We start from the raw sequence: 26,237 nt of genomic DNA, 5'->3' as shown, positions 1-26,237 counted from the left end.
ATTGCATGAGTGCAAAACCACTTGTTTATGTGTTATCTGATTCTGTTGGGGAAACAGCTGAACTCGTTATAAAAGCAGGACTTAGCCAGTTTAATGGTGATTACAATATTCATCGCGTCCCATATGTCGATGACAAAAAAACGATTGATGATACATTACAGCTCGTTAAAGAAACAAATGGAATGATTGGCTTTACGCTCGTAGACCCTGTTCTTCGTGAGTATACGAACGAACAGGCTGCTCAGCTAAAAATTGAAGCTGTTGATATTATGGGGCCGATGATGGCAGCAATGCAACGTTTTTATAAAATTGATCCTCGCCTTGAACCAGGACTCGTTCATAAATTAGATGAGGATTATTTCAAACGCGTTGAGGCAATTGAATTTGCTGTCAAATATGATGATGGTCGTGACCCTAGAGGCATATCGCGTGCTGATATTGTGTTAATTGGTGTTTCACGCACATCTAAGACACCACTTTCACAATATTTAGCGCTCAAGCGTCTCAAAGTCGCAAACGTTCCAATTGTCCCAGAAGTAGAGCCACCAGAAGAACTATTTCTGGTTGACCCTTCAAAATGTATCGGGTTAAAAATTGGACCTGAAAAGTTAAATGATATTAGGAAAGAAAGACTAAAAGCACTTGGTCTAGGAGATCAAGCATCATATGCAAATATGCAGCGCATTCAACAAGAACTTGACTATTTTAACGCGGTCATCGAAAAAATAGGCTGTCAAGTCATTGATGTCTCAAATAAAGCAGTTGAAGAAACAGCGAACATCATTATGCATATGGCATCAAACTAATATATGTAGAAAACATTCTATTACAGAATGTTTTCTTTTAATTATCTGGTCATTTGGATATAATTAATGTATAATATTAATTTTAATAGTCTAGGTTCCTCTATTGTGGAGGTAATCAGGTAATTCTAAAAAATAAAATATAAAAAATTGGGAAGGGATTTATGCCTTACATGTAGAACTATATATATAAGAGCAATGGGTCTGTCGGTTTCGTGTCTGATACGCGATAAAAACGCCATAACTCATACCAATTTTTTATAAATGTTGTGATACATCGATCCTTCTAGGAACAGCATCATTCGATAGAAGGAATTTTTTACGCCTTTCAAAAAAAATTTGTCGAAAAATGAAGGGTTTTTCATTTTAATATCGAATAATAGATAAGCATGGTGGTTTTATGTCAAATCGCATACCTGAAGAATTCATTGAAGAGGTACGAAATACTAGTGATATCGTCGATGTTATTGGAGAGTACGTACAACTTAAAAAACAAGGAAAGAATTATTTTGGGCTATGTCCGTTTCATGGAGAAAAAACACCGTCATTTTCCGTGACACAAGACAAACAGATTTTTCATTGCTTTGGGTGTGGTCAGGGCGGGAATGTCTTTACATTTTTAATGGAATTAGAAGGTTTTTCATTTCATGAGGCATTGAGGCACCTTGCTCAACGAAGTGGCCTTACCATTCCAGATAACGTATCAGGCCAGCAAGCAACTTATTCACAGAGCGATCATGATATACTAGCTGCTCATGAATGGCTTACAAAGCTTTATCATCATCTTCTCATGTATTCGAAAGATGGCCGAGAAGGATTTGAGTACTTTAAAGAAAGAGGGATCAAAGAGGAAACAATTGATTTATTTCAATTAGGCTATGCTCCTAATATGAATGAGTTCACGTTAGAGTTCCTTGAAAAAAAAGGTTTCCATCAACAAGAATTGATTAAAGCAGGTCTGATTTCTCGTCATGAAGATGGTCGTGTAACGGATAGATTTCGTGGGCGTGTGATGATTCCTATTCGCAATCACCTTGGTAAAACGATCGCATTCGGCGGTCGAGCCATTGGAAGTCAAGAACCGAAATACTTAAATAGCCCTGAGAGTGAATTGTTTCAAAAAGGTAAAATGTTGTTTAACTTTGATTTGGCTAAGCGTGATATACGTAAGCACAATCAAGTTGTTTTGTTTGAAGGGTATATGGATGTTCTGTCTAGTTACCAGGCAAATGTTCGAAATGTCCTCGCAACACTTGGTACATCTCTTACTGAGCATCAAGCGCATTTATTAAAACGCTATACCGATACGGTGATACTTTGTTATGATCGCGACTTAGCAGGCCTTGAAGGCACATATAAAGCCGCTAACTTATTACGTGAGGCTGGCTGTCAGGTGAAGGTTGCTAAAATGCCAGATCACATGGATCCAGATGACTATATTAGGGCATATGGTGGAGAAGCGTTTAAAACACATGTTGTCGATGCAAGTGAAACATTCACGCAATTTTATATGCAATATGCAAAGAAAGATTATAATTTAAACATTCAAGGTGACCGTATTCAATATATTGAACATATGGTCGATCATTTATCTAAGATTGAAAGTCGCGTAGAACGGGAATATCATTTAAAAGAATTAAGCCAAAATTATCACGTGTCAATGGACACACTTTTAGAAGAAATTCAAGTAAAACGCGAACAGACGCGAAAACATAAGGATAAGAGAGAAAAGAACCGATATACTAATAGGGCAGCATCAATTCAGAAAGAAAAAAAGTTACTACCAGCATTTCATAATGCTGAAAGACACTTGATTGCGCATATGTTAAATGACGCATCGATAGCCTCCAAGGTCCAAGACGAAATTGGGGCGGCATTTAATATCGATGTGCATAAAGTACTTGTGACGCATTTATATGCATATTATGAGGAAGGTAATCCGGCAGATGCTGGTTTATTTATTGAACATATTCAAGATAAAGATATAAGGCAATACGTTGCTGAAATTGCAATGATGCCTGTTTTCAATCAAATGAGCTCTAAGGAAATTCAAGATTATATTATGACAATTCGCTCTAAAACATATGAATTTGAAGAGATTGCATCTCTGAGACAAGAGCAACGAATTGCAGAACAACAAAATGATCCCGTACGAGCCGCACAAATTGCAATGCAGATTATACAACTGCAGAAACAACATTAGCCATTTTTACAGTCTGGAAGGAGGGGGCCTCATGGCAGATCAAAAACCTTCACAAATGAAGGGAAACGAAAATGAGACCACTTTAGAACAAGCAAAAGAACAATTAATAGAATTAGGGAAAAAGCGCGGTGTCCTCGCATATGAAGAAGTTGCTGATCGCTTATCAAGTTTCGAAATGGAATCAGAACATATGGATGAGTTCTATGAGCAATTAACAGAACAAGGTGTTGAGGTCATAGGGGAATCTGATGAAGACCCTAATATGCAACAAATTGCTAAGGAAGAAGAATTTAACCTCAATGCATTAAGTGTACCATTAGGAATTAAAATTAATGATCCTGTTCGTATGTACTTAAAGGAAATAGGTCGTGTTGACTTATTATCTGCGGCTGAAGAAATTGAGCTCGCCAAACGGATCGAAAAAGGTGAAGAAGAAGCAAAGCGTCGACTTGCCGAAGCGAATCTTAGACTCGTTGTTAGTATTGCTAAACGTTATGTCGGTCGTGGTATGCTATTCCTTGACTTAATACAAGAGGGTAACATGGGGTTAATTAAAGCCGTTGAAAAGTTTGATTATCGCAAAGGCTATAAATTTAGTACGTATGCCACATGGTGGATTAGACAAGCAATTACACGTGCAATTGCGGATCAGGCGAGAACGATACGGATACCTGTTCATATGGTAGAGACCATTAATAAATTGATTCGCGTCCAGCGGCAGCTGTTGCAGGAGCTTGGGCGAGAGCCAACACCTGAAGAGATTGGCGAGGAAATGGAGCTAACTCCAGACAAGGTACGGGATATTTTAAAGATTGCTCAGGAACCTGTATCTCTTGAAACACCAATCGGGGAAGAAGATGACTCTCATCTGGGAGATTTTATTGAAGACCAAGAAGCTGTATCACCTTCTGATCACGCCGCTTATGAGCTGTTAAAAGAACAGCTAGAGGATGTGCTCGATACACTAACGGATCGAGAAGAAAATGTACTTCGTTTGCGTTTTGGTTTAGATGATGGTCGGACACGCACACTTGAAGAAGTTGGACGTGTGTTTGGTGTCACCCGTGAACGCATTAGACAAATCGAAGCAAAAGCATTACGCAAGCTTAGACACCCAAGTCGCAGTAAACGATTGAAAGACTTTTTAGAATAAAGTTATCTGACAGGGATATACAGCAGGATAGGTTCATTGTTGGCATTAAGACGCGACTATGCCTATCCTTTCCTTATCCTAATTTAAATACAAGCTTAATGCAAATAAGGGGTAAAAGATTCGGATTCTGGATGACAGTTTGAAGCAAGTAAGGACATAAAACTGTTATTGCTTTAAACTCTGAATCATTTCGAGTAAAATGTAGTAGTAATATAAAAAAAGAATGAATGGGGATTACATAAGGAGGAAGCAAAGATGAAGAGAAATGCAGTCATCCCTTATGCAATTATTGCTACTGTTGGGATACTCATGATTATCGTCATGTCCACAGCAGGCGTGTTCCAGCGTGGAAATGACCAACAGGCAGCAGAAGGTGGGGAAGAAGTTTCTGATCCAGAAGCTATTTTCGAAGGCAACTGTATGAGTTGTCATGGTGCTGATTTATCAGGGGTTGGAAATGCACCAGGCTTAACCAATGTTGGGGCTGAGCTTTCTAAAGAAGAGATTCAAAATATTATTATACAGGGCACAGATGGCGGTATGCCTGGTGGTCTCGTTAATAATGAGCAAGCACAAGTATTAGCCGAATGGCTTTCCGAGAAGAAGGAATAATTAAAAATTATATCATGTGGGGGAAGCTTTCTTGCATCTTGCAGAAAGCTTTTCTTATATATGAGCTTTAAAGGAGTACACCATGAAGCAATCTGTAAATATATCACAAAGACTCGAACGCATTGCAAAATGGTTACCAGCGGGTGCGCATTTTGTCGATGTTGGATCAGATCACGCTTATTTACCTTGTTATGTATGTCAGCACGATCCAACCGCACGAGCAGTAGCTGGTGAACTGAATGAAGGCCCATTTGAAGCAGCACAGCGGACCGTTAAACGTTTTAACTTAGAAAACGTTATTGAAGTAAGACGTGGAAATGGATTTGATGTTGTTAATCAAAACGATGTTAAAGAAGCTGTAATTGCTGGTATGGGGGGCGGACTCATTGCCTCGATTTTAGAACGTGGTCAGGATAAACTGCAAGGGTTAAGCCGCGTCATCGCCCAACCTAATGTAGGCGCACACTTAGTAAGACGTACACTTATGATACACGGTTTTGAAATTGTTCATGAAGATATCATTGAGGAGCAAGGACATATCTATGAGATGATTGTTGCTGATCGGACCGGTCGTCAATCTACCCTAGATGAGAAGTCTATGTTATTTGGCCCGATACTCTCTAAAACAAAACCGGCGGCTTTTCGAAAAAAGTGGGCATACGAGCAATCAAAACTCGAAATGATTATTGAACAAATGCAACAGGCAAGTGAAACCGATATGGATAAAATCGAACAGTTTAAACAACGCGTAGCTTGGATTGAGGAGGTACTGCAAGATGACTGAGAAGATTGTTAATCAAGACGTCATTAAGATTCTTGAGCAGTGGGCACCGAAACGCTTGGCGTACGATTGGGATAATGTCGGCTTACAGTTAGGTTCAATTAACGGTGTGGTCAAAAACATACTCGTAACATTAGACGTTACACACGCTGTCGTCGATGAAGCAATTCGCAAACAGGTTGATTTGATTATTGCTCATCATCCGCTTTTTTTTCGTCCAGTTCAACAAATTGATACCGATTCTGTTAAAGGACGCTTGCTGCAAAAATTATTAGTTCACAACATAACTGTTTATGCAGCACACACCAATTTGGATATTACAACAGGTGGCGTCAATGATCTGTTGTGTGAGAAATTAGCAATCAACCAAGTGTCTATTCTGGACGAAATCGATACAGAAGTTCTGCATAAAGTAGTCGTTTATGTTCCGAACACACATGCAGACAATGTTCGGAATGCAATGGGTAGCGCTGGCGGAGGCTATATCGGACAATATAGTCATTGCACCTTTAATACACAAGGAACAGGCACATTTCTACCAACAGAACAAGCCAATCCTTATATTGGCCATATTAATGAATTAACATATGTTGAAGAAACAAAAATCGAAACTATTGTTCCTGAAACAAAGCTTCAAAACATACTTCAGGCAATGATTCAAGCGCACCCTTACGAGGAAGTCGCCTATGATGTGTATAAGTTAGACAATAAAGGGGAGCCTTTTGGCATCGGTCGTATTGGGCGATTAACAGAATCAATGCCATTAGCGACGCTTGCGGAACATGTGAAAGACACGCTTAATGTTCCGATGCTACGTGTTGTAGGTGATGTGACAAAGCCGGTTCAAACTGTTGCTGTTTTGGGAGGGAGCGGTGAAAAGTATATTCAAGCTGCCATGAATCGTGGTGCTGATGTACTCATTACAGGGGATTTGACATTTCATGTAGCTCAAGATGCTCAAGAAGCTGGATTGGCACTTATAGATCCAGGTCACCACGTCGAAAAAGTGATGAAAGATGCGACGAAACTGTATTTAGACGAGCGGTTAAATACTGATGCTGTAACGGTATATGTATCAGACGTAGATACCGAACCTTTTCAGTTTGTATAATTAATTATGATAGTTTTTATAAAAGGAGTACACCACTATGACAGAAACGTTTGAACAGTTCAATATAGATCCACAGTTACTGAATGTCATCAATCAATTGAAATTCACCCATCCAACACCCATTCAACAGCGCGTGATTCCAGCTGTCATGAAGCATCAAAGTGTTATTGGACAATCACATACAGGTTCGGGAAAGACCCATGCGTTTTTACTACCTTTATTTCATATGTTAGAGGAAAGCAAAACAGGTGTTCAGTATGTTATTACCGCGCCTACACGTGAACTTGCTACGCAAATCCATGATCAAGTAAAGTTGATCATACAGTTAGCCCAAAAAGAATCAGAATGGACATCACGTTTGCTTGTCGGCGGAACTGATAAGCAAAAGATGATTGATAAGCTTAAAAATATCCCGCAAATTATCGTCGGAACACCGGGACGTATTCTCGATCTGGTTGAGGAGAATGTGTTGTCAATATACTCTGCTCAAGCATTTGTTATTGATGAAGCTGATCTGATGGCTGAGTTGGGGCTTATGAACGAAGTGGACAAATTACTGACACGAGCTGATCCAAACATTCAACTTCTTGTATTTTCAGCAACGATTCCAAACCAGCTGGAACATTTCTTTAAAAAATATTTAAAGCATCCTGTTCATGTCAAGCTTGATGATTATATCGCACCTACAAAAATGGAGCATCGCTTAATTGCTAAAAGGCATAGGAAAGAAGCGGATGTCATTTTTGACATCTCTAAAGCGATACATCCTTATTTAGCCATTATTTTTACGAATGGAAAGGATGAGGCAGATCAGCTTGCAGCTCAGCTTGTTGAATATGGCCTTAATGTAGGCGTTATTCACGGGGGACTTGCACCAAGAGCCCGCAAGCGACGTTTAAAGGAAATTCAGCAACTACAATATCAATATGTGGTTGCAACAGATCTTGCTGCTAGGGGCATTGATATTAAAGGTGTTAGTCATATTATTAACGCGCAATTGCCGAAAGAGGACAGTTTTTATTTACACAGAGTTGGAAGAACGGCTCGGGCTGGATTAGAAGGCACAGCGGTCAGTTTGTATAGTGAAGAAGATATTAAATTAATTGAAAAGCTCGAGCAAAAGGGCCTAACCTTTGAGTTCTCAGACGTAATAGATGGGCAATGGATTGAAGCGAAGCCTTGGAACCTAAGATCAAAACGCAAGCCATCAGAGCGAAACGTTGATCGTGAGGCATGGAAGCGTGTGAAAAAGACGAAAAAAGTTAAGCCTGGCTATAAGAAAAAAATGAAACAACAACAAGAACGCATTAAAAAAAATCTTGTTAAGAAAAATAAATTTAAGTAAGGTAAATCGGTCGCTTATTGGCCGGGGAGAGGGGACATAAATATGAAACTCGGATCTCACGTATCAATGAGTGGTAAAAAAATGCTACTCGCATCAAGTGAGGAAGCCGTATCATATAATGGTAATGTATTTATGATATATACGGGTGCTCCGCAAAATACGAGAAGAAAACCAATTGAAGAATTAAATATTGAAAATGGTCAAGCTCATATGAGGGAAAATGGTATTGAGGAAATTGTCGTCCACGCACCATATATCATTAATATCGGCAATTCAACAAAGCCAGCAACCTTCGAACTCGGAGTTGATTTTCTAAGGAACGAAATTGAACGTACAGCAGCGCTTGGTGCTAAACAAATCGTTCTTCATCCTGGGGCACATGTTGGTGGCGGTGTTGAAAAAGGGATCGCCAAAATTATTGAAGGATTAAACGAAGTTCTAGATCAAAATAGCGGAGTCCAAATTGCTTTAGAGACGATGGCTGGTAAAGGTACAGAAATCGGCCGGTCTTTTGATGAATTGGCACACATTATTGACGGTGTGACTTATAATGACCGGCTTTCAATTTGTCTTGATACGTGTCATATTCATGATGCAGGCTATGCGGTTAAAGATGATTTTGATGGTGTCCTAAATGAATTTGACAAAATAATTGGGATCGATCGTTTAAAGGTTATTCATGTTAATGACAGTAAAAATGAACAAGGTGCTCAAAAAGATCGACATGAAAATATTGGATGTGGCTTTATCGGCTTTGATGCACTTCATAAGGTCGTCACCCATCCACAGCTTGCGGATTTACCAAAAGTTTTAGAAACACCTTATGTTGGGACAGATAAAAAGAATAAAAAACCGCCCTATAAATTCGAAATTAGCATGCTCAAGGACGGTACGTTTATTCCAGATCTCAAGGATAAAATAATGACCCAGTGATAACACGGTATATTTGCCGCTGTTAACATATTTATGCAAAATCAGAGGCATTCAAACATACATGGCATTATGAAAACATATGGTCAACGCCATATGTTTTTATAATGGTTTTGAAAAGGGTTTCTGCTTTTTGGGCAGTTTGTGCATCGGTAATCGCTGCTAGATCTTTAAATAACTTTTTACGTTGTTTGGAATTAAAAGGATCAATTGTTTGCGTGCGTAAATATGATACAATTTGCTTGGCTTCATCAGGCGAAATATTAAATCCGTATTCTCGACTGTAAGCTAGCAGGTCACTAACAGTAAGCGACTTAATTTTTTTCATAATCAACGTTTTTAAAAAATCGTTCATGATAATCCCCCATAAATTTGATGATGTCGGTTAATATTAAACCGGCTTAATGATGAATCTTTTCATTGTATCCAACGTCAAGATGTCAGCTTACTATTTGTAAAAGAAAGACTCGCTTATTATTATATGTTGTGTTTACCAAACGTTGACAGTTGATGGTTAATTTGTCGCCACATGAATAAGGTGATACTCCATAAACTAAGGGTGCACGACAATGAAAGGAAGGAGTTTTTCTCTTGGTTCATGAACGAAATAGCCGTTCTTTTGAGGATAAAGCATCAGAAACTAGAACCTATGATGATTTAACTTCTGATATACAAGGTCCACCATCTGCCCCGCTAGAAGCAAATAGTTCTCGTCAAGAAGAAATAGCCAGTGAACTTTCGACACATGCTTTTCAGGGGGAGAGAGAAACGCATCGCGATAGTGAAGAGGAGCAGACCAAAGCAAGTAGTGCAGTTGGGTGGCTTGCCTTGACGTTAGCAGTCCTATCATACTTTATGATGCCCATAATATTAGGGACTGGTGGCATCATATTGGGTTTTGTTGCTCGTACGCGGCATACAGATACGTTAGGCAACACAGCGATTATAACTGGCGCTGCTTCAATTATTATTACGTTGTTTATTCTTCCATTTGTATAGATTTAACATTGACTGACACATGTCAGTCTTTTTTTGTAACGATAATGAAGCTGGAAGTTAATTGGTATGATATGATGAAATGTGTCGGGAACATTACTTTATATTGGTTGGGAAATAGTAAACGTTACCTACTTTAAGGTGATATGGATCTGCTTTCGGATTCAGCTTGCGAAAGTCTTCTATTATTGTATCAATTTCAATTTTATTGCTATCTGAATGGATCTGTTCCATAATCGATAATACCGTATCGCCTGGGCGAATTTTGACTTTAACAACAGATTGGTCATCGATCGTGCTCGAAGACGGGGAGGATGGTTCTGTCGTATTTTGTTCAAAGCCTGTCCCAGTTGTGATGTCATGGTACACGCTCGTGACAAGTAAATATAGAAATACATAAACTGTCATGCGTTTTATAAATTGCCCCATTTTACCACCTCATTTATGAAACATTAAGTCGTATAAATGCGTATGTATCTTTAAGAGGAGAGGATCAATATGAATATGCTCACATCGGAATGGATTGCTCTTGTAATGACAGGTTTAGGTACCTTGTTTTTAATTGGTGAAATACTCGTTAATGCAAGGGGAATATTTGCGATTTTAGGCATCGGCTTTATGACTGTTTATTTTACTGTTGCGCTTGAAACAAGCTCGCTTATACTCATGCTTATTATTTATTTTTCTGGAATATTACTCATTGTTATTGATGGAAAATTATTAAATGATGGAACGCTAGGTGTGATTGGAGCAGCATGTATGTTAACATCTGTGGCCATCGCAGCCCCTACCTTTGGCTCAGGATTATATGCAATTGCAGGTGTGTTAATTGGTGGTTTGTCTTCATTAATATTTTTGAAGGTGTTTAAACGCCGTGATATGTGGACTAAAATCACATTAATGGATCGATTAACAGGTGATGCGGGTTATAATACGATGACGGATGAGTATGGTGCTCTGCTTCATAAAACGGGAATCACCCTGAGTGATTTGCGTCCTGTTGGAACTGTTCGAATTGAACATAAAGACTATAGCGCTGTATCAACCGGTCAATGGATCTCGAAAGACACGCATGTAAAGGTTATTCAAGTTGACGGAACAGGACTAAAGGTCGTTCCATTGACTGATGAAGCTTGATTATAAATTCAAATTTATAAATGTATGAACCGTATAGTCTGGAAGGACCGTTACAGAATAACTGCAACGGTCTTTTTATTTAACAATAATGTGAACGAATACACGTTACGATCAAACGTTAAACCATTTTAAATCGTATAAGGCTCTAAGTGGAGTTGGGTTTTATCCACGGACAAACGGTTTTTGAGGCAATTGTAAAGAACATGTTAAAATTCTCGATAAGACCTTTACAAAACAGAAAAGATCATACATGATTAAACACGGATCGACAATGGTTTATAACACATCGAAGGGACGGATAACCTTTGGAATTAGATTTACAATCGTTATTATTTGATTTTATTGGTGGTTTAGGTATTTTTCTTCTCGGTATTAAATATATGGGTGAAGGATTGCAAAAATCGGCCGGTGATCGGCTTCGAAATATTTTGGACAGGTTCACAAGTAATCCTCTGTTAGGTGTTTTAGCAGGTATCGTAGTGACAATTCTCATTCAAAGTAGTTCTGGTACGACAGTATTAACAGTTGGATTGGTTAATGCAGGATTTATGTCATTGCGACAAGCGATAGGTGTTATTATGGGTGCCAATATCGGTACAACTGTAACGGCATTTATTATCGGAATTGACATAGGGGAATATGCTTTGCCAATCATGGCTGCGGGAGCAATGTTGCTGTTCTTTTTTAAACACAAAAAAGTTAACGCCTTAGGTCAAACAATATTTGGCTTTGGGTCGTTGTTTTTTGGTTTAGAACTTATGAGTAGTGGCATGTCACCTTTAAGAAGCCTTGAAGTTTTCCAAGAACTAACAGTGCGTATGAGTGATCAGCCTATTTTAGGTGTATTAATTGGTACTGTATTTACCCTCATCGTTCAAAGTTCGTCAGCAACAATCGGGATATTGCAAGGTTTGTATTCTGAGGGTGCAATTGAGCTTCAAGCTGCTATTCCTGTTTTGTTTGGAGATAACCTTGGCACGACGATTACAGCTATCCTGGCTGCTATTGGGGCATCTGTTGCTGCTAAACGTGCTGCTTTAACCCATGTTGTTTTCAATTTAGTTGGTTCAACTGTGTTCTTACTATTGCTTGGGTTATTTACTCAATTTGTCGTTCTGCTTCAAGGCCAGTTTAACCTTAACCCAGAAATGACAATTGCGTTTGCACACGGGAGCTTTAATATTGCTAATACAATTATTCAATTTCCGTTTATTGCTGGACTTGCATGGTTGGCTACGAAATTGATCCCTGGTCAAGATGTTATTATTGAATATAAACCGAAACATCTAGATCCGATATTCATTCAACAATCTCCTTCAGTTGCTCTTGGACAAGCCAAGTCAGAAATTGTTCGCATGGGAGAGTATGCCTCGAAAGGTATGGAAGAAACACAAAATTATTTAGGGACACACCTACAAAAGCATTCTGAAGTCGCGATGCAAGTTGAGGGTGCGTTGAACAATTTAGACCGTGAAATCACGAATTATCTTGTTGAAATATCGAGTCGGTCGATGTCTGAACAAGAAAGTGGAACACATACAAATTTAATGGATACTGTTCGTGACATTGAGCGAATGGGTGACCATTTTGAGAATATTATTGAACTCATTGATTATCAAATTTCAAATAAAGTTGCTATTACAGAACAAGCACAGGAAGATCTCAATAACATGTTTGACCTAACGATATTAACTGTAAAACAAGCAATCAAAGCATTTGAATCAGAAGACCGGGAACAAGCTTTAGCGGTCGTTCAAAAAGAAGATCAGATCGATAGAATGGAACGCACGTATCGCAAGAAGCATATTATTCGTGTTAATGAAGGCAAATGCAGTGCATCAGCAGGTATCGTGTTTGTTGATATCCTAAGTAATCTCGAACGTATTGGAGATCATGCTGTTAATATTGCTGAAGAGGTATTGGGCGAGTCATCATTATAAAGCAGGAGGTGTGTATGGAATAAATATCCATACACACTTTTTTTGCGAAAATTGTTGATTAATATCGAAACATATGCTATTATCAATACTGTTGTCTGTCACTTTTATGTTGCTAACTTGATGTGTTTTTCAAAGAACAGACGATCAGCTTCTAAACAAACAGCTTTTTAAAAAATAGCGAAATGTTATTGACATATTGTACAGAACATGGTAAATTATATTTCGTCGCTGTTAATGCATACAACGTACAAATACCTTAATTTTAAATAGATAAAGTTATAATTAATTTTATTCCACAGTAGCTCAGTGGTAGAGCTATCGGCTGTTAACCGATCGGTCGCAGGTTCGAATCCTGCCTGTGGAGCCATGTGGCGGCGTAGCTCAGCTGGCGAGAGCGTACGGTTCATACCCGTGAGGTCGTGGGTTCGATCCCCTCCGCCGCTACCAATTTAATATGTTTTATGGCGGTCGTGGCGAAGGGGTTAACGCACCGGATTGTGGCTCCGGCATTCGTGGGTTCAATTCCCACCGGTCGCCCCATAAATCACTTTGACGGACCCTTAGCTCAGTTGGTTAGAGCTATCGGCTCATAACCGATCGGTCGCAGGTTCGAGTCCTGCAGGGTCCACCATTCAAAGCTCGGAGGTATACCCAAGTCTGGCTGAAGGGATCGGTCTTGAAAACCGACAGGCGGGTCAAACCGCGCGGGGGTTCGAATCCCTCTACCTCCTCCATTTACATATTTCATTTTGTTTAAGTACAGTGCCTTACGATAACTTTATAATATGGCTCGGTAGCTCAGTCGGTAGAGAGCCGTAAACCTCGAAGTAAATGCCTCGGGTTGTAGGCTTGCGAGTCGTGCGTCATCGCTGATACACTTGCAACACGACGAGCACAATGCTTCGATGATATAACATCGACACCTTAATAAGATGCGAAACAATTTATTACGATAACTTTATAATATGGCTCGGTAGCTCAGTCGGTAGAGCAAAGGACTGAAAATCCTTGTGTCGGCGGTTCGATTCCGTCCCGAGCCACCATTTTCAAACAAGCATAGTAGCTTGTTTTTTTGTTATGTATTTAATGAAAACGAAAAAGGAAATAGAATCAAAACGACGTTTGTACTAGGGCAACAGTGCAATATGTTTGCATCCAGGCGCAACCTTTGATAATCTTTATCAATAAGGAGAGCGTTTAATCCTTTAAATATTATTAGGGAGGAATATATATTATGGCGAAATTTGAACTACCTGAGCTACCATATGCATACGATGCACTGGAGCCAACTATTGACAAAGACACAATGAATATCCACCATACGAAGCACCACAACACATATGTAACGAAGTTAAATGCTGCGTTAGAAGGACATGCGGATCTTCAGAGTAAATCAATTGAAGACCTCGTTTCTAATTTGAATGACGTTCCAGAATCAATTCAAACAGCTGTCCGTAATAACGGAGGCGGACATGCGAATCATAGCTTGTTCTGGAAAGTCATGTCACCAAACGGTGGTGGAGCACCTTCAGGCGAATTAGCTGACAAAATTACGTCTACATTCGGCAGTTTTGATAACTTTAAAGAGGAATTTGAAAATGCTGCAAAAGGACGTTTTGGATCAGGCTGGGCTTGGCTTGTTGTTGACAATGGAGAATTGGCAATTACGAGCACACCAAATCAGGATTCTCCATTAATGGAGGGCAAAACACCAATTCTTGGTTTAGATGTTTGGGAGCACGCTTATTACTTGAAGTACCAAAACAAACGCCCAGAATATGCGTCAGCTTTTTGGAACGTTGTAAATTGGGACGAAGTCGAAAAGAACTATCATAATGCTTAATTAACCTAAAACGCGGGATAACCCCCGCGTTTTTTTGTATATCTGCATGCGTATTGTTTAAACTATAAAACGTGTGAAAAGGAGCATGCAGCTTATGCAAAAACTTGTGCGAAATATGACAGAACATATGACCATAACACGTGACTTATTGTTGCTACTCTTAATTGGTGGCCTTTATTCGCTTGGTATATTTTTGTCCAATACATTTGTTAATGTCTATTTATGGAAGCAAGCCGAGGATTATATGACAATTGCTGTTTACAATTTAGGTATATTTGTATTTCAGCCGTTAGCGTTTATTATTGCTGGGAGAGTGGCTAAAAAAGTTGATCGGGTCATCGTGCTACGACTTGGTGTCAGCTTTTTATCCGTATTTTTTTTGTGTGTGCTTTTAATTGCAGAAAAAGCATCGACCTTTAACTTTTTACTTGGAAGCTTGTTAGGAGTAGGCTATGGCTTTTATTGGTTAGCCTTTAATGTACTCACCTTCGAAATAACTGAACCAGATACAAGAGACTTTTTTAATGGGTTTCTCGGTGTTTTACAATCCTTAGGAGGCATGATTGGACCGATTTTAGCGGGTAGCATCATCGCACGCATGTCAGCAAATACGGGGTATACAACAATTTTTACCATCTCATTTATTTTGTTTTTACTCGCAGTCGTAACGAGCTTTTTTGTTTATCGGCGAAAAGCAGAGGGTCAATTTGAATTAAAACGTATTTTAAAGGAGAGGCATTCTAATAAAAATTGGCAACGTATTTTAAATGCCCACATCTTTCAAGGTCTCCGTGAAGGTATATTTATATTTGTTATTACCATTTGGGTGTTTTTAACGACGGGGAGTGAGTTTTCACTTGGTGTTTTTAATTTAGTTTTATCAGGGGTGTCTTTTATCTTTTACTTTTTAGCAACACGGTTTATCAAGCCTTCTTTAAGAAAACGATCGATATTACTGGGCGGATTACTGTTATATGGTGCGCTTTTAATTATTTTATTTAATATCAATTACGTACTGCTCATTATTTATGCCGTTATAATTGGTGCAGCCTATCCAATATTCACTGTTCCATATGTTTCTCTCACATACGATGTTATTGGTAAAGCTCGGGATGCAAAGGCACTGCGTATAGAATATATCGTCGTAAGAGAATTATTTACGAATACGGGTCGTGTACTATCTATTCTTATGTTTATTTTTTCTGTTACAATTTTTCCAGCAGAGAGGGTTATACCGGTTTTACTGGTTCTGTTCGGTATGGGGCATTTGATCGTTTACACGTTTGTTAGGCATGTTCAACTAGGATCGCCAACGCAAGAAGACAACGTTGTCTCCAATGAACAAGTAACTGATGAAAAAAATCGTTAATGCATTTAGAATACGACGCCCTCATGCTATAATATAAAATGAAGCACATAATATAAATATTAATTATACTGTTTAAAAAAGGGGGCAGGCTGCTCTCTTCCTAAACCTAAGTTTCATTTTATAGCAAATGGGGGACGCAAATGGTTGATCGAAAGAAGAAGGCTAAAAAATCACAATTGCCTTTTAGATTAAATATATTGTTTTTTGTTGTGTTTTTACTATTTTCAGTATTAATTATTCAGCTCGGTGTTGTACAAATATTGAACGGGCAAGAATTCCAGGATGAGATTGACCGCACGATTGAGGATACGACGAAAATACCGGTACCACGTGGTAAAATGTATGACCGTCATTACAATGTTATCGCTGATAATAAATCACTTTATTCGATTACCTATACACCAGCCAAAGGCGTGCAGGCTGTTGATCGATTAAAAGTAGCAGAAGACCTATCAAAATACATTAAGATGCTTTCGGAGGATGATGAGGAGAAGAGAGCCAAACAAATTAAATCTGTATCTGAGAGAGATCGAAAGGAATATTGGTACTTAAAAAATGAGGATATCGCAAAAGACCGTCTAACCGAAGAAGAAGCAGCTGAAATGAAGCCGGCTGAACAGTACCAAACAATGCTGGATCGGATAAAGGATGAAGAGATTGCGCATTACAGTGACGAGGTACTGGAAGTCATCCTGATTAAAAAAGAGCTTGATAAAGCTCCATATTTAACGCCCCACGTTGTGAAAAATGAGGATGTCACACCTGAGGAATATGCTCGTGTTGCTGAACATCTTGATGAGTTACCAGGTGTTAATGCAACAACTGACTGGGATCGTGATTATCCCTTTGATAGCACATTCCGAAGCTTCATCGGCTCTATTACATCTCAAGATGAGGGGATTCCAGCTGATAAAGAACAATTTTATTTAACACGTGGCTATCGTCCAAATGATCGTGTTGGAAAAAGTGGCTTGGAAGAACAGTATGAGTCTATCTTGAGGGGGAGAAAAGAGCAAGTATTATACACGACAAATAAAGATGGTAAAGTCGTTGATTCAGAAGTGATCGTTGAAGGTGAGCGCGGGAAAGACCTTGTCTTAGCAATTGACATGGAATTTCAAGAAAGAGTCGATCAAATTGTGCGCGAGGAATTGGAAACGGCAATCAATGAGCAGCCATACGTTAATAGAACGTTGGAAGATGCGCTCGCGGTTGTTCTTAATCCGAATACTGGGGAATTGTTAGCTGTCTCTGGGCAGCATTATGACCGTGGTGAAAAGAAGACTTCGGATGCTGCTTATAAAACTGTTTATAATCAGTATCTACCCGGATCAGCGATAAAAGGGGCGACCGTTTTAGCGGGCTATGAATCAGGTGTTATAACCCCCGGACAAGTTTTCATTGATAAACCGATGAAATTCGCCGTGGGAGCACCAAAGAGGTCTTGGATTAATCTTGGTCCTGTGAATGATTATCAAGCTCTGCAAAAGTCATCCAATATTTATATGTACAATATTGCGATGAGAATAGGGGGCGATTATCATCACAAGGATGGGGACAATATTTCTTTTACAAATACAACGCCTTTTGAAGACATGCGTCATTACTTCTGGCAGTTTGGACTAGGAACAAAGACGGGTATTGATTTTCCATATGAAGGAACAGGTTATGTCGGTCCAAGTAATCTTCGACAACCGGGATTGCTCTTGGACTATGCAATTGGACAGTATGACACTTATACGACGATGCAGCTCGCCCAATATGTATCGACGATTGCGAATGATGGATATCGTGTGAGGCCTCATTTTCTTAAGGAAGTTAGAGAACCAACAACAGAAGAAGATCAATTAGGGCCGGTATATGAAACGATCCAGACAGATGTATTAAATAAGGTTGTAATGGAGCAATCGAATTTAGAACGCGTTCAAGAAGGGTTTCGTCGGGCGTTTCAAGACCAAGGTGGAACGGGTTATAGTTATTGGAGGAATAAACCCTATCAAGCGGCTGGTAAAACGGGGACAGCGGAAAGTATTAAACAGATGGATGATGGTGAATGGTTGGAAACAATTAACTTATCGCTCGTCGGTTATGCCCCATTTGATGATCCAGAGGTTGCTTTTGCTTTAATCGTTCCACATTTAGGTGAGGACAATGATTATTCCATAAACCATACGATGGGCACACGGATTCTTGATGCTTATTTTGAGATTAAAGAGAAACGTCAAACAGGTAATACGGATCAGCAGGACGCCACTCAATCGAGCGATCAAGATGAAGAAAACAACTGATTTTCAAAAAAACAGGCAGATGATGATTCATCTGCCTGTTTTGAATTATAAATTTGTAATTGTTTCTGCAAGCTCATAAAAGCTCATGGCACTGTTGACCTTAAATGTTCCAATCTGAATTAATAAACTATAGTCATGCTCCTGTAAATACGCATTAAATTCTTGAGCACTTTCAATGATGCCTTGCTCCTCAAGTTTTTTGCTAATATCGGAAGACATCATTCCTGGTTCAACTTTTAGTGTATAAGAAGTGGCTTCTGACTCAGGTGCTTCCTGATCATCCACATCTTCCTCGGCTTCAATATCTTCAGTTTCTTCTTCGGATGCCGATTCTGACTCGTCTGTTTCGGGGTTCGCGTCTGCTTCTTTATCCTCATTTTCTGAGGTCGTTTGATCTACATCATTGGTTTCGGTGTCATCAGTGGCTTCTGCTTTGTTATCCTCCTCAGGCTCATCTACAGATAAAGCAATATATTGTTCCTCAGTAATGACGCGAAAATCATCTTCTTTCAGTAGCGCAATCATTTCATCTTGTGACAACGTTTGCTGAGATAAAGCCGAGTGGTTAAACATATACACAACGAGCATAATGATTCCAGCTGAAAACAAACCGATTGAAAATGTACGTACTGGATATTTCATAATAATCTCCTTGATCTTCAATAATTAGAGTATGTGTAGAGTGCTTACTTAAGAATATCGTCACTCATCGTATCGGATAGCAGTTCTTCTTCAAGTATTTTTATTTTTTTCTTCATTTGATACGTTTCCTGCATAGATGTGATTTGCAATTGATCGATTTGACCTTCAAGGTCTGCCATTTTATCATTCATGAAAAACGACATGACGAACAATGCAACGCTCACACCGATCAAGGTAATAATCGTCGCTAATAGCATTGTCTTCTCCTCCCGTATAATGGTAAAAAGTGTAGCATTATGTTAAAAACATACTATATATATATATAACATACAATGGCAGAAGATAAAATAGTAATATTTTCAACAGAAACCTTGCCCTTGCGCTCGAATTCTGCTATTATAATCTAGTCGAATTGATTATTAAATCATGCTTAATGGCAGTAATATAGTTTGGAGGGATATACATGCGCGTAAATATTACATTGGCTTGCACCGAAACTGGTGACCGTAACTATATCACGACAAAAAACAAGCGTACAAACCCTGAACGTCTTGAACTTAAAAAATATAGTCCGCGGTTGAAACGACACACATTACACAAAGAAACCAAATAATGCGTTTCACACAAAAATAATTGCTCTTATCAAATTGTTTACAATTGATAAGGGCTTATTTTTTAAATGCTGAAAGATGAGGTGTGTGAATGATGGATAATGACAAGAAAGCGTTTCGTGAATATGCTTTAGGTTTGTTGAAAGCGATGTCACCCGAAGAGAAAAGCGAGATTGAAAAGAAAATACGAGAAAATCTCTTTCGTACAAAGCAATGGCGCCGTGCCAAAACAATCGGTATAACGGTATCTCAAGCTATTGAATGGGATACGAAAGCGATTATAGAAGCCGCATGGGAATGTAATAAAGTGGTTTGTGTTCCGAAGTGCTACGCAACGGATAAACGAATGGACTTTTATCAAATAGACGATTTTGACCAGCTGGAAGTGGTTTACTTCAATCTCCTTGAACCAAATATAGACCAAACAGAGCAGGTTTTAAAAACTGATATTGATTTGTTAATTGTTCCTGGCTTGTTGTTTGACTTAAAGGGATACCGTATTGGGTTTGGTGGTGGTTATTATGATCGCTTTTTGTCTGATTTTAACCAAGAAACGCTCTCGTTATTAAGCACAAAGCAACTTAAGGATGAATTACCAACTGAACGATATGACCTTCCTGTCCAGCATATGATTACAGAGAACGGGTCCTTAATTGGAGGGGAACGTTAAAATGCGTTACTCACGTCAAACGCGCTTTAAACCAATTGGAGAAACAGGACAAACACGACTAACGAATAGCAAGGTGCTCGTTGTTGGGGCTGGTGCTTTAGGGACAGTGGTTTTAAACCATCTTGTTCGAGCAGGCGTTGGCTTTATTCGAATTGTAGATCGAGATTATATTGAATTAAGTAATTTACAACGTCAAATGCTTTACGATGAGGATGATGTTGCCCGAGCCCTTCCGAAGGCTTTAGCGGCAAAAGAAAAACTCCAAAAAATGAATAGCACCATTAAAATAGAAGCAATTGTTTCCCATGTTTCACCTGGAAATATAGGCGATTTAATTGCTGATGTTGATCTCGTCATTGATGGAACGGATAATTTTGCAACGCGTTACGTGTTGAATGATGCATGTTTTCAAAAAGGCATTCCTTTTTCATATGGTGGTGTAGTGAGTGCACGTGGCATGACGGCATTGTTCCGTCCTGGGCATACGTGTTGTCTAAGGTGCATGATCAAAGATACAGCTGGTTCAAATGAGACGTGCGACATGGTAGGTGTGATATCACCAGCTGTTGATATCGTTGGCTCTATTCAATCAACAGATGCACTGAAACTGCTTACTGGTAACACAGACCAAATAAAGCAGGCGTTAACAACATTTGATATGTGGTCTAATCAAAACATGCACATTAATTTTCCACAACCAAATCCAGATTGTCCGACGTGTCAATTGCAGCAATATCCAGCATTACATATGCATGATATGCAAGAAACGGTGTTATGTGGGAGAGATACTGTCCAAATTCACCATTATGATTCAATGGATCTTAAGTTTTGGGACCAACGATTAAAGTCTGTTGCTCAGACTCAGCTCACACCCTTTATACTAAAAGCACATGTGTCTGATGATGTACATTTTACGATATTTCCCGATGGCAGAGTGCTCGTCCAAGGAACAGAAGACATTGCTAAAGCGCGTACCCTTTATGATCGCTATATCGGATCGTAATGCATATTTTAAGCGTTTTATTTCATACTAGTACGGACATTGATTAGAAAGGGTGCTGGTATGAGGGTATTCATGATGATGATCAGTATCGGCATATTGATGGGGATGATTTATAAGTGGCGGTATCGATTGTTAAATGTTGTTTTAGCTGTTGGACTGATTAGAAGGCTGGCGGTGAAAGTGACTCTGAATTTGCCGCAGTTTCGTAAAAAGATGATTCCGGCTTTATTTGAACGCCCACAAAGCTGATGACGGAAGCTGTAAGCTGTCATACAGCTTCTTTTTTATTCATTAAAGACATATCATCTATTACTTGTGTCGGTTAACCGGGCATTATTGATCTGAGTTTGATATGATATTAGCGAAGGGGGAACTCGAATGTATTTGGCTGAACAATATACGTTATATAAAGTCGCTTATGAATTAGCAATGAAAAACGGCTTTGAGATCATACATATTAACGAAGACAAAGAAATATGGTTAGAGAAATACGCTCATAAAACGTCAAAAGTCATTCGTTTACAGCATGGTGGATTTGATTGGAAGAACCATCTTAAACAAGATATCGCAGCCGTTTTTCAAAAAGCAAAGGCAATGAAGCGCTTGTTAAGAGGAAAAACGATTGATATTTATAATATTTATGTATCTTCACATGAACCGATTGATGATTGGGAATTTCTAAAAAAACCGATGCAGTTAAAAGAAAAGCAGCCCATTAAGATGCATGTCTATTATGTATCCAATATGGATGATTCAAATGAATTGAATCGCTTTCGATTAGAAAGTGGTATTGACGAATGGAATGACGTACAGGTGGACGATGCAGATACGACTGAGCAGCTGTCTCTATATAAAAACACCCTTCATGAGGCGTTTATCCAAAAGCAGAAAGATGTACAAAATGTGTTCGCACAAGGCAAACCAATCTGGACTTACATATTGCTTGGCATCAATATTATTATGTTTATTCTATTGTCAATATTTGGTGGTTCAACTGATATCGCAACCCTAATCGAATTCGGTGCTAAATACAATCCTGCCATAATAGAAGACGATGAGTGGTGGCGATTAATTAGTTCAATGTTTCTTCATATCGGTTTGCTACATCTTTTAATGAACATGCTCGCCATTTATTTTCTTGGTACGGCAGTGGAACGAATTTATGGGTCTTGGCGGTTTGTTGTCATTTATTTCTTGGCGGGAATTGGCGGGAGCTTAGCGAGCTTTGCTTTTACGAATAGCATATCAGCAGGTGCATCAGGGGCGCTTTTCGGACTTTTTGGTGCGTTGTTATTTTTTGGAACAGTGTATAAGAAAATATTCTTTCAAACGATGGGTCAAAATGTACTGCTTGTTATTGTCATTAATCTTGTACTTGGCTTTGGAATTGCAGAAATTGATATGGGAGCCCATCTCGGAGGCTTAGTGGCTGGTTTTCTCGCTTCAGCACTGTTATCCATTCCTAATAAACAACGTCGCTCTGTTCAGGTCGGAGCGGGTGTTACGTATATTTTACTTGTAGTTGGACTAATGCTTTATGGTCTTCAGTCCAACTTAGATGACCCATCATACCATTTATTAAAGCTCGATGAACTCAGTCAAAATGAGCAATATGAAGATATGATCGATCGAGCAACAGTGGCACTTCATAATCCTGAGGATAAAGAGGCTATTATTCTTTTTCAACGGTCGTATGCCAATATGAACTTAGGACGTCCAGAGGATGCGATACCTGATTTGGAACAAGTTGTTCAAATAAATGATGAATTTGCAGAAGCCTTTTATAATCTCGCTTCAGCATATGCACAAACCGGCTTAAACGAAAAAGCCGTTAAAGCCGTTGAGCGGGCATATGAACTTAAGCCTTCAGACGAAGGTTTTCAAGACCTATATGAAGCTATCACAGGAGATCGTCCTAAACAGTAAGTGTAAATCGATGTATAAAGTCAGTTGTACAGCTCACACTAATTGATATACTCTGAAAGTGTCGGGTGACAATATGACTCAATATAAACAAACCTTGTATTCATCTCATGAAAAAAATACAGCTTATATGAAAGAGCGGCTTGGCGTTGATAAAAGCTTTGACATTATTCATCTTGACCTCGAATATGCTGATCGCCAAATGTCGATGTTCCTCGTAGATGGCTTTGCAAAAGATGATATTTTGCATTATATTATGAAGTTGCTGGCAGGTTTGGATGCAGACCAGCTGGAACCTGATCCATTGGAAAAATTATTAAAAACGTACATTCCATACATTGAAGTAGAGTCTGTGACGTATTTAGATGAAGCAGTTGATACTGTGTTGGCTGGCCCCACTGCTTTACTTGTAGAGGGCATTAATGCAGTGATCATGATTGATGCACGTACATATCCAGTTAGATCTCCTGATGAACCTGATTTAGAAAAAGTCGTACGCGGTTCACGTGATGGATATGTAGAAACCATTGTGTTTAATACGGCTTTAACAAGACGTCGTGTACGTGATCGATCATTAAGAATGGAATATATGCAAATTGGCCGCCGATCAAAAACAGATGTTTGTGTTTGTTATTTAGAGGATGTCGCTGATGGTGATCGTGTAAAGCATTTAAAACAAACATTGGAACAGATTGATACAGATGGTTTGCCAATGGCAGAAAAAACGGTTGAGGAGTATATTAGTGGCCGCCACTGGAATCCTTATCCGACTGTGCGCTATACTGAACGACCAGATACAGCAGCTGCACATCTTTACGAAGGGCATGTACTCATTATCATTGATGGCTCTCCAAGTGTTATGATTACACCTGCCACATATTGGCATCATTTACAGCATGCAGAAGAGTATCGACAAAAACCATTAGTAGGCGCTTATTTACGGATGATTCGCTTCATCGCGGTTATTGCCTCAATCTTTATTTTACCGCTGTATTATTTATTTTCCGTGCAACCCGAATTACTTCCAAAGGTCTTGAGCTTTATTGGGCCTTCCGAGGCAGGAACGATACCGTTACTTGGACAATTTTTAATTGCGGAAGTCGGTATTGATATGCTTAGAATGGCCGCCATTCATACGCCTTCTGCTTTAACGACGGCGCTTGGTCTTGTTGCCGCTATTTTAATTGGACAAGTTGCGGTTGATGTCGGCTTATTCTCTAATGAAGTTGTGTTATACCTTGCTTTGGCAGCGATAGGGACGTATGCGACACCGAGCTATGAATTAAGCCTTGCTAATCGACTTGTTCGTATATACTTATTATTAGCGACAGCACTCTTCGGTGTGCTAGGGTATACAGTCGGTGTGACACTATGGATATTGTACTTAAGTCGTATGACCTCATTTAAAACGGATTATTTTTGGCCATTTATTCCGTTTGCATATAAGCCGTTTCGCGATATCTTTATTAGGTCACCGATTCCTTTAAAGAATCGTCGCCCATCATTTTTAAATCCTGAAGACCCAGATCGTTAAATGATCTGGGTTTTATGATATCTATTTCCCACGAAACACCAGTATTTGCTATAATAGAGGGAGGTGATCATATGAAAACAATTTATGATGTGCAACAGCTCCTCAAAAAATTCGGAACCTTTATTTATACAGGAGATAGACAGGCCGATTTAGAATTGATGGAGGCCGAGATTAAGGAATTGCGCGAATTTCAATTTATACAGACAAACGACTATGCCCAAGCGATTCTGCTTTTGCGGCAAGAGAAAAATAGATTAAAGCAAATGGAGGAGAAACACAAATGACATATGTTGCAGGTGTTGATATTGGTGGGACTTCGGTGAAAATTGGCATAATAAATCGTGAGGGAGACATCTTACATAAATGGAGCATACCGACAAATACAGATCAGGTGGAAACGATTATTCCTGACGTATGGGCATCCATTCAAACCAACATGCAAATGATTAATTTACCAATTGCTAAACTTGCAGGGATTGGCGTAGGTGCACCGGGCTTCATCGATTCAAAGAACGGCCTCGTACATGAAGCCGTTAATATTGGTTGGAAAAATTATAACCTCACAGACCATTTAAGTCAGTTAAGTGGTGTGCCAGTTTTCCTGGAAAATGATGCGAATATTGCTGCCCTTGGAGAGAATTGGAAAGGCGCAGGCAATGGAGCCCTCAATGTCATCGCGATTACGCTCGGAACAGGTGTTGGCGGGGGAATTATATCCAACGGGATGATTATCAGTGGACAAAATGGTACAGCTGGTGAAATTGGCCATATGACGGTCAATCCGAGTGGGTATCTATGCAACTGTGGGCGAAAAGGGTGCCTTGAAACAATCGTATCAGCAACAGGAATTGCCCGTCAGGCGGATGCCTATCAAATGGCACACCCTGAGTCTTTACTTGCTCAAAGAAATAGGGAAAACGGTGTACTGACTGCAAAGGATGTATTTGACCTTGCACAAATCAATGATGAAGGTGCACAGTCAATTGTAGATCATACTGTCGACGTACTCGGTTTTGCGCTTGCGAATGCTGCTATTCTATTAAATCCCGAAAAAATTTTAATCGGTGGTGGGGTTTCCAAGGCGGGTCAACCGTTAATCGAAGGTATCAAATCTGCATTCCAAACATATGCCTTGCCACATGTAAGTGATGTATGTACGATTCATTTGGCGCAGTTAGGCAATGATGCTGGCATCATCGGTGGTGCTTTTCTCGTTCAGGAAAACGAAGCATAATTAGCATAAAAGAGGTAGAATTGAATAATTTCATGTTATGTGAAACATTTCTGCACATACACACGTCTTTAGTAATAGTCATATATTAATAGGAAATGTCTTACATGGT

Annotated in this window: 26 protein-coding genes and 6 tRNA genes; 28 read left to right on the top strand and 4 right to left on the bottom strand. The window is 39.2% G+C overall.

Translation table 11 applies throughout. The annotated features are described in order from the left end of the window. Positions 1-5: 5 nt before the first annotated feature. The 8 genes from HPC67_RS06835 (at position 6) to HPC67_RS06800 (ending at position 8,941) form a co-directional block, all read left to right on the top strand. On the top strand, positions 6-806 hold the full coding sequence (locus HPC67_RS06835) for a pyruvate, water dikinase regulatory protein (protein ID WP_217586731.1): 801 nt from the start codon (positions 6-8) through the stop codon (positions 804-806). A 397-nt stretch (positions 807-1,203) separates the two neighbouring features. After that, positions 1,204-3,006, top strand: coding sequence for a DNA primase (gene dnaG, locus HPC67_RS06830; protein ID WP_217586730.1), 1,803 nt, complete (start codon positions 1,204-1,206; stop codon positions 3,004-3,006). A gap of 31 nt (positions 3,007-3,037) precedes the next feature. Beyond that, complete coding sequence (gene rpoD / locus HPC67_RS06825) at positions 3,038-4,159, top strand: RNA polymerase sigma factor RpoD (protein WP_217586729.1); 1,122 nt, start codon at positions 3,038-3,040, stop codon at positions 4,157-4,159. A gap of 255 nt (positions 4,160-4,414) precedes the next feature. Further along, positions 4,415-4,771, top strand: coding sequence for a c-type cytochrome (locus HPC67_RS06820; protein ID WP_217586728.1), 357 nt, complete (start codon positions 4,415-4,417; stop codon positions 4,769-4,771). Between the two features lie 82 nt (positions 4,772-4,853). Continuing rightward, positions 4,854-5,555 carry a tRNA (adenine(22)-N(1))-methyltransferase gene (locus HPC67_RS06815; RefSeq protein ID WP_217586727.1) on the top strand — a complete coding sequence of 234 codons (702 nt, stop codon included), beginning with the start codon at positions 4,854-4,856 and terminating at the stop codon, positions 5,553-5,555. After that, positions 5,548-6,663 (top strand): Nif3-like dinuclear metal center hexameric protein, encoded by a 1,116-nt coding sequence (locus tag HPC67_RS06810; RefSeq protein ID WP_217586726.1) that lies wholly within the window; start codon positions 5,548-5,550, stop codon positions 6,661-6,663. Before HPC67_RS06815 ends, HPC67_RS06810 begins: the two co-directional genes overlap by 8 nt. A gap of 37 nt (positions 6,664-6,700) precedes the next feature. Then, a complete protein-coding gene (locus HPC67_RS06805) occupies positions 6,701-8,008 on the top strand; it encodes a DEAD/DEAH box helicase (protein ID WP_217586725.1) in 1,308 nt (435 codons plus the stop codon). A gap of 42 nt (positions 8,009-8,050) precedes the next feature. Next, on the top strand, positions 8,051-8,941 hold the full coding sequence (locus HPC67_RS06800) for a deoxyribonuclease IV (protein WP_217586724.1): 891 nt from the start codon (positions 8,051-8,053) through the stop codon (positions 8,939-8,941). A gap of 67 nt (positions 8,942-9,008) precedes the next feature. Here HPC67_RS06800 and HPC67_RS06795 read toward each other — a convergent pair whose 3' ends face one another. Then, positions 9,009-9,293, bottom strand: a complete 285-nt coding sequence (locus HPC67_RS06795) for a DUF2624 domain-containing protein (protein ID WP_217586723.1) — start codon at positions 9,291-9,293, stop codon at positions 9,009-9,011. A 236-nt stretch (positions 9,294-9,529) separates the two neighbouring features. On the opposite strand from HPC67_RS06795, the gene HPC67_RS06790 reads away from it, so the two are divergent. Further along, positions 9,530-9,937, top strand: coding sequence for a hypothetical protein (locus HPC67_RS06790; RefSeq protein ID WP_217586722.1), 408 nt, complete (start codon positions 9,530-9,532; stop codon positions 9,935-9,937). Between the two features lie 93 nt (positions 9,938-10,030). Here the strand turns inward: HPC67_RS06790 and HPC67_RS06785 are convergent, their stop codons facing one another. Next, positions 10,031-10,363 (bottom strand): hypothetical protein, encoded by a 333-nt coding sequence (locus tag HPC67_RS06785; protein WP_217586721.1) that lies wholly within the window; start codon positions 10,361-10,363, stop codon positions 10,031-10,033. 69 nt (positions 10,364-10,432) lie between these two features. Between HPC67_RS06785 and HPC67_RS06780 the strand changes: the two genes are divergently transcribed. From HPC67_RS06780 to HPC67_RS06730, 11 genes are all read left to right on the top strand, one after another. Then, positions 10,433-11,071, top strand: coding sequence for an NfeD family protein (locus tag HPC67_RS06780; protein ID WP_217586720.1), 639 nt, complete (start codon positions 10,433-10,435; stop codon positions 11,069-11,071). A 305-nt stretch (positions 11,072-11,376) separates the two neighbouring features. Beyond that, positions 11,377-13,011: a Na/Pi cotransporter family protein gene (locus tag HPC67_RS06775; protein WP_217586719.1), complete on the top strand. Its 1,635-nt coding sequence runs from the start codon at positions 11,377-11,379 to the stop codon at positions 13,009-13,011. Positions 13,012-13,303: 292 nt separating this feature from the next. Continuing rightward, positions 13,304-13,378, top strand: a tRNA-Asn gene (locus tag HPC67_RS06770). A gap of 3 nt (positions 13,379-13,381) precedes the next feature. Then, a tRNA-Met gene (locus tag HPC67_RS06765) sits at positions 13,382-13,458 on the top strand. Between the two features lie 17 nt (positions 13,459-13,475). Next, a tRNA-His gene (locus tag HPC67_RS06760) sits at positions 13,476-13,551 on the top strand. Between the two features lie 14 nt (positions 13,552-13,565). Continuing rightward, a tRNA-Ile gene (locus HPC67_RS06755) sits at positions 13,566-13,642 on the top strand. A gap of 10 nt (positions 13,643-13,652) precedes the next feature. After that, a tRNA-Ser gene (locus HPC67_RS06750) sits at positions 13,653-13,745 on the top strand. A gap of 233 nt (positions 13,746-13,978) precedes the next feature. Beyond that, positions 13,979-14,054 (top strand) — tRNA-Phe (locus HPC67_RS06745). A 191-nt stretch (positions 14,055-14,245) separates the two neighbouring features. Continuing rightward, positions 14,246-14,854 carry a superoxide dismutase gene (locus tag HPC67_RS06740; protein ID WP_217586718.1) on the top strand — a complete coding sequence of 203 codons (609 nt, stop codon included), beginning with the start codon at positions 14,246-14,248 and terminating at the stop codon, positions 14,852-14,854. Positions 14,855-14,948: 94 nt separating this feature from the next. Continuing rightward, entirely contained in the window at positions 14,949-16,223 is a 1,275-nt protein-coding gene (locus tag HPC67_RS06735) for an MFS transporter (RefSeq protein WP_217586717.1), read from the top strand. Between the two features lie 140 nt (positions 16,224-16,363). Next, positions 16,364-18,511: a peptidoglycan D,D-transpeptidase FtsI family protein gene (locus tag HPC67_RS06730; RefSeq protein WP_217586716.1), complete on the top strand. Its 2,148-nt coding sequence runs from the start codon at positions 16,364-16,366 to the stop codon at positions 18,509-18,511. A gap of 45 nt (positions 18,512-18,556) precedes the next feature. Here the strand turns inward: HPC67_RS06730 and HPC67_RS15735 are convergent, their stop codons facing one another. Both HPC67_RS15735 and HPC67_RS06720 read right to left on the bottom strand, forming a co-directional pair. Next, positions 18,557-19,153 (bottom strand): MltG/YceG/YrrL family protein, encoded by a 597-nt coding sequence (locus HPC67_RS15735; RefSeq protein WP_246569807.1) that lies wholly within the window; start codon positions 19,151-19,153, stop codon positions 18,557-18,559. Between the two features lie 44 nt (positions 19,154-19,197). Next, complete coding sequence (locus HPC67_RS06720; RefSeq protein ID WP_217586715.1) at positions 19,198-19,410, bottom strand: hypothetical protein; 213 nt, start codon at positions 19,408-19,410, stop codon at positions 19,198-19,200. Positions 19,411-19,616: 206 nt separating this feature from the next. Between HPC67_RS06720 and rpmG the strand changes: the two genes are divergently transcribed. The 8 genes from rpmG (at position 19,617) to HPC67_RS06680 (ending at position 26,128) form a co-directional block, all read left to right on the top strand. Next, positions 19,617-19,766 carry a 50S ribosomal protein L33 gene (gene rpmG, locus HPC67_RS06715; protein WP_217586714.1) on the top strand — a complete coding sequence of 50 codons (150 nt, stop codon included), beginning with the start codon at positions 19,617-19,619 and terminating at the stop codon, positions 19,764-19,766. Positions 19,767-19,855: 89 nt separating this feature from the next. Beyond that, positions 19,856-20,434: a 5-formyltetrahydrofolate cyclo-ligase gene (locus HPC67_RS06710; protein WP_246569805.1), complete on the top strand. Its 579-nt coding sequence runs from the start codon at positions 19,856-19,858 to the stop codon at positions 20,432-20,434. A gap of 1 nt (position 20,435) precedes the next feature. Then, positions 20,436-21,437 carry a ThiF family adenylyltransferase gene (locus tag HPC67_RS06705; RefSeq protein ID WP_217586713.1) on the top strand — a complete coding sequence of 334 codons (1,002 nt, stop codon included), beginning with the start codon at positions 20,436-20,438 and terminating at the stop codon, positions 21,435-21,437. A gap of 72 nt (positions 21,438-21,509) precedes the next feature. Beyond that, entirely contained in the window at positions 21,510-21,686 is a 177-nt protein-coding gene (locus tag HPC67_RS06700) for a hypothetical protein (protein ID WP_217586712.1), read from the top strand. A gap of 129 nt (positions 21,687-21,815) precedes the next feature. Continuing rightward, the gene (locus HPC67_RS06695; protein ID WP_217586711.1) at positions 21,816-23,363 is read left to right on the top strand and encodes a rhomboid family intramembrane serine protease; all 1,548 of its coding nucleotides are present in this window, start codon (positions 21,816-21,818) and stop codon (positions 23,361-23,363) included. A gap of 73 nt (positions 23,364-23,436) precedes the next feature. Next, positions 23,437-24,894: a spore germination protein gene (locus HPC67_RS06690; protein ID WP_217586710.1), complete on the top strand. Its 1,458-nt coding sequence runs from the start codon at positions 23,437-23,439 to the stop codon at positions 24,892-24,894. Between the two features lie 71 nt (positions 24,895-24,965). Continuing rightward, positions 24,966-25,178, top strand: coding sequence for a YqgQ family protein (locus tag HPC67_RS06685; RefSeq protein ID WP_217586709.1), 213 nt, complete (start codon positions 24,966-24,968; stop codon positions 25,176-25,178). Further along, the gene (locus HPC67_RS06680) at positions 25,175-26,128 is read left to right on the top strand and encodes an ROK family glucokinase (protein WP_217586708.1); all 954 of its coding nucleotides are present in this window, start codon (positions 25,175-25,177) and stop codon (positions 26,126-26,128) included. Before HPC67_RS06685 ends, HPC67_RS06680 begins: the two co-directional genes overlap by 4 nt. Positions 26,129-26,237 lie beyond the last annotated feature (109 nt).

Origin of the sequence: Lentibacillus saliphilus (assembly GCF_019093865.1) — a bacterium.
In the GTDB taxonomy this organism is placed as follows: domain Bacteria; phylum Bacillota; class Bacilli; order Bacillales; family Amphibacillaceae; genus Lentibacillus_B; species Lentibacillus_B saliphilus.
The sequence above is the reverse complement of the archived record's forward strand: the minus strand, read 5'-3'. Positions and strand labels throughout refer to the sequence as shown.

Bases quoted from the DNA above. Each gene is read 5' to 3' on its own strand.
- HPC67_RS06835 (WP_217586731.1), top strand. From the start codon at position 6: ATGAGTGCAAAACCACTTGTTTATGTGTTATCTGATTCTGTTGGGGAA.
- dnaG (WP_217586730.1), top strand. From the start codon at position 1,204: ATGTCAAATCGCATACCTGAAGAATTCATTGAAGAGGTACGAAATACT.
- rpoD (WP_217586729.1), top strand. From the start codon at position 3,038: ATGGCAGATCAAAAACCTTCACAAATGAAGGGAAACGAAAATGAGACC.
- HPC67_RS06820 (WP_217586728.1), top strand. From the start codon at position 4,415: ATGAAGAGAAATGCAGTCATCCCTTATGCAATTATTGCTACTGTTGGG.
- HPC67_RS06815 (WP_217586727.1), top strand. From the start codon at position 4,854: ATGAAGCAATCTGTAAATATATCACAAAGACTCGAACGCATTGCAAAA.
- HPC67_RS06810 (WP_217586726.1), top strand. From the start codon at position 5,548: ATGACTGAGAAGATTGTTAATCAAGACGTCATTAAGATTCTTGAGCAG.
- HPC67_RS06805 (WP_217586725.1), top strand. From the start codon at position 6,701: ATGACAGAAACGTTTGAACAGTTCAATATAGATCCACAGTTACTGAAT.
- HPC67_RS06800 (WP_217586724.1), top strand. From the start codon at position 8,051: ATGAAACTCGGATCTCACGTATCAATGAGTGGTAAAAAAATGCTACTC.
- HPC67_RS06795 (WP_217586723.1), bottom strand. From the start codon at position 9,293: ATGAACGATTTTTTAAAAACGTTGATTATGAAAAAAATTAAGTCGCTT.
- HPC67_RS06785 (WP_217586721.1), bottom strand. From the start codon at position 10,363: ATGGGGCAATTTATAAAACGCATGACAGTTTATGTATTTCTATATTTA.
- HPC67_RS06780 (WP_217586720.1), top strand. From the start codon at position 10,433: ATGAATATGCTCACATCGGAATGGATTGCTCTTGTAATGACAGGTTTA.
- HPC67_RS06740 (WP_217586718.1), top strand. From the start codon at position 14,246: ATGGCGAAATTTGAACTACCTGAGCTACCATATGCATACGATGCACTG.
- HPC67_RS06735 (WP_217586717.1), top strand. From the start codon at position 14,949: ATGCAAAAACTTGTGCGAAATATGACAGAACATATGACCATAACACGT.
- HPC67_RS06730 (WP_217586716.1), top strand. From the start codon at position 16,364: ATGGTTGATCGAAAGAAGAAGGCTAAAAAATCACAATTGCCTTTTAGA.
- HPC67_RS15735 (WP_246569807.1), bottom strand. From the start codon at position 19,153: ATGAAATATCCAGTACGTACATTTTCAATCGGTTTGTTTTCAGCTGGA.
- HPC67_RS06720 (WP_217586715.1), bottom strand. From the start codon at position 19,410: ATGCTATTAGCGACGATTATTACCTTGATCGGTGTGAGCGTTGCATTG.
- rpmG (WP_217586714.1), top strand. From the start codon at position 19,617: ATGCGCGTAAATATTACATTGGCTTGCACCGAAACTGGTGACCGTAAC.
- HPC67_RS06710 (WP_246569805.1), top strand. From the start codon at position 19,856: ATGATGGATAATGACAAGAAAGCGTTTCGTGAATATGCTTTAGGTTTG.
- HPC67_RS06705 (WP_217586713.1), top strand. From the start codon at position 20,436: ATGCGTTACTCACGTCAAACGCGCTTTAAACCAATTGGAGAAACAGGA.
- HPC67_RS06700 (WP_217586712.1), top strand. From the start codon at position 21,510: ATGATGATGATCAGTATCGGCATATTGATGGGGATGATTTATAAGTGG.
- HPC67_RS06695 (WP_217586711.1), top strand. From the start codon at position 21,816: ATGTATTTGGCTGAACAATATACGTTATATAAAGTCGCTTATGAATTA.
- HPC67_RS06690 (WP_217586710.1), top strand. From the start codon at position 23,437: ATGACTCAATATAAACAAACCTTGTATTCATCTCATGAAAAAAATACA.
- HPC67_RS06685 (WP_217586709.1), top strand. From the start codon at position 24,966: ATGAAAACAATTTATGATGTGCAACAGCTCCTCAAAAAATTCGGAACC.
- HPC67_RS06680 (WP_217586708.1), top strand. From the start codon at position 25,175: ATGACATATGTTGCAGGTGTTGATATTGGTGGGACTTCGGTGAAAATT.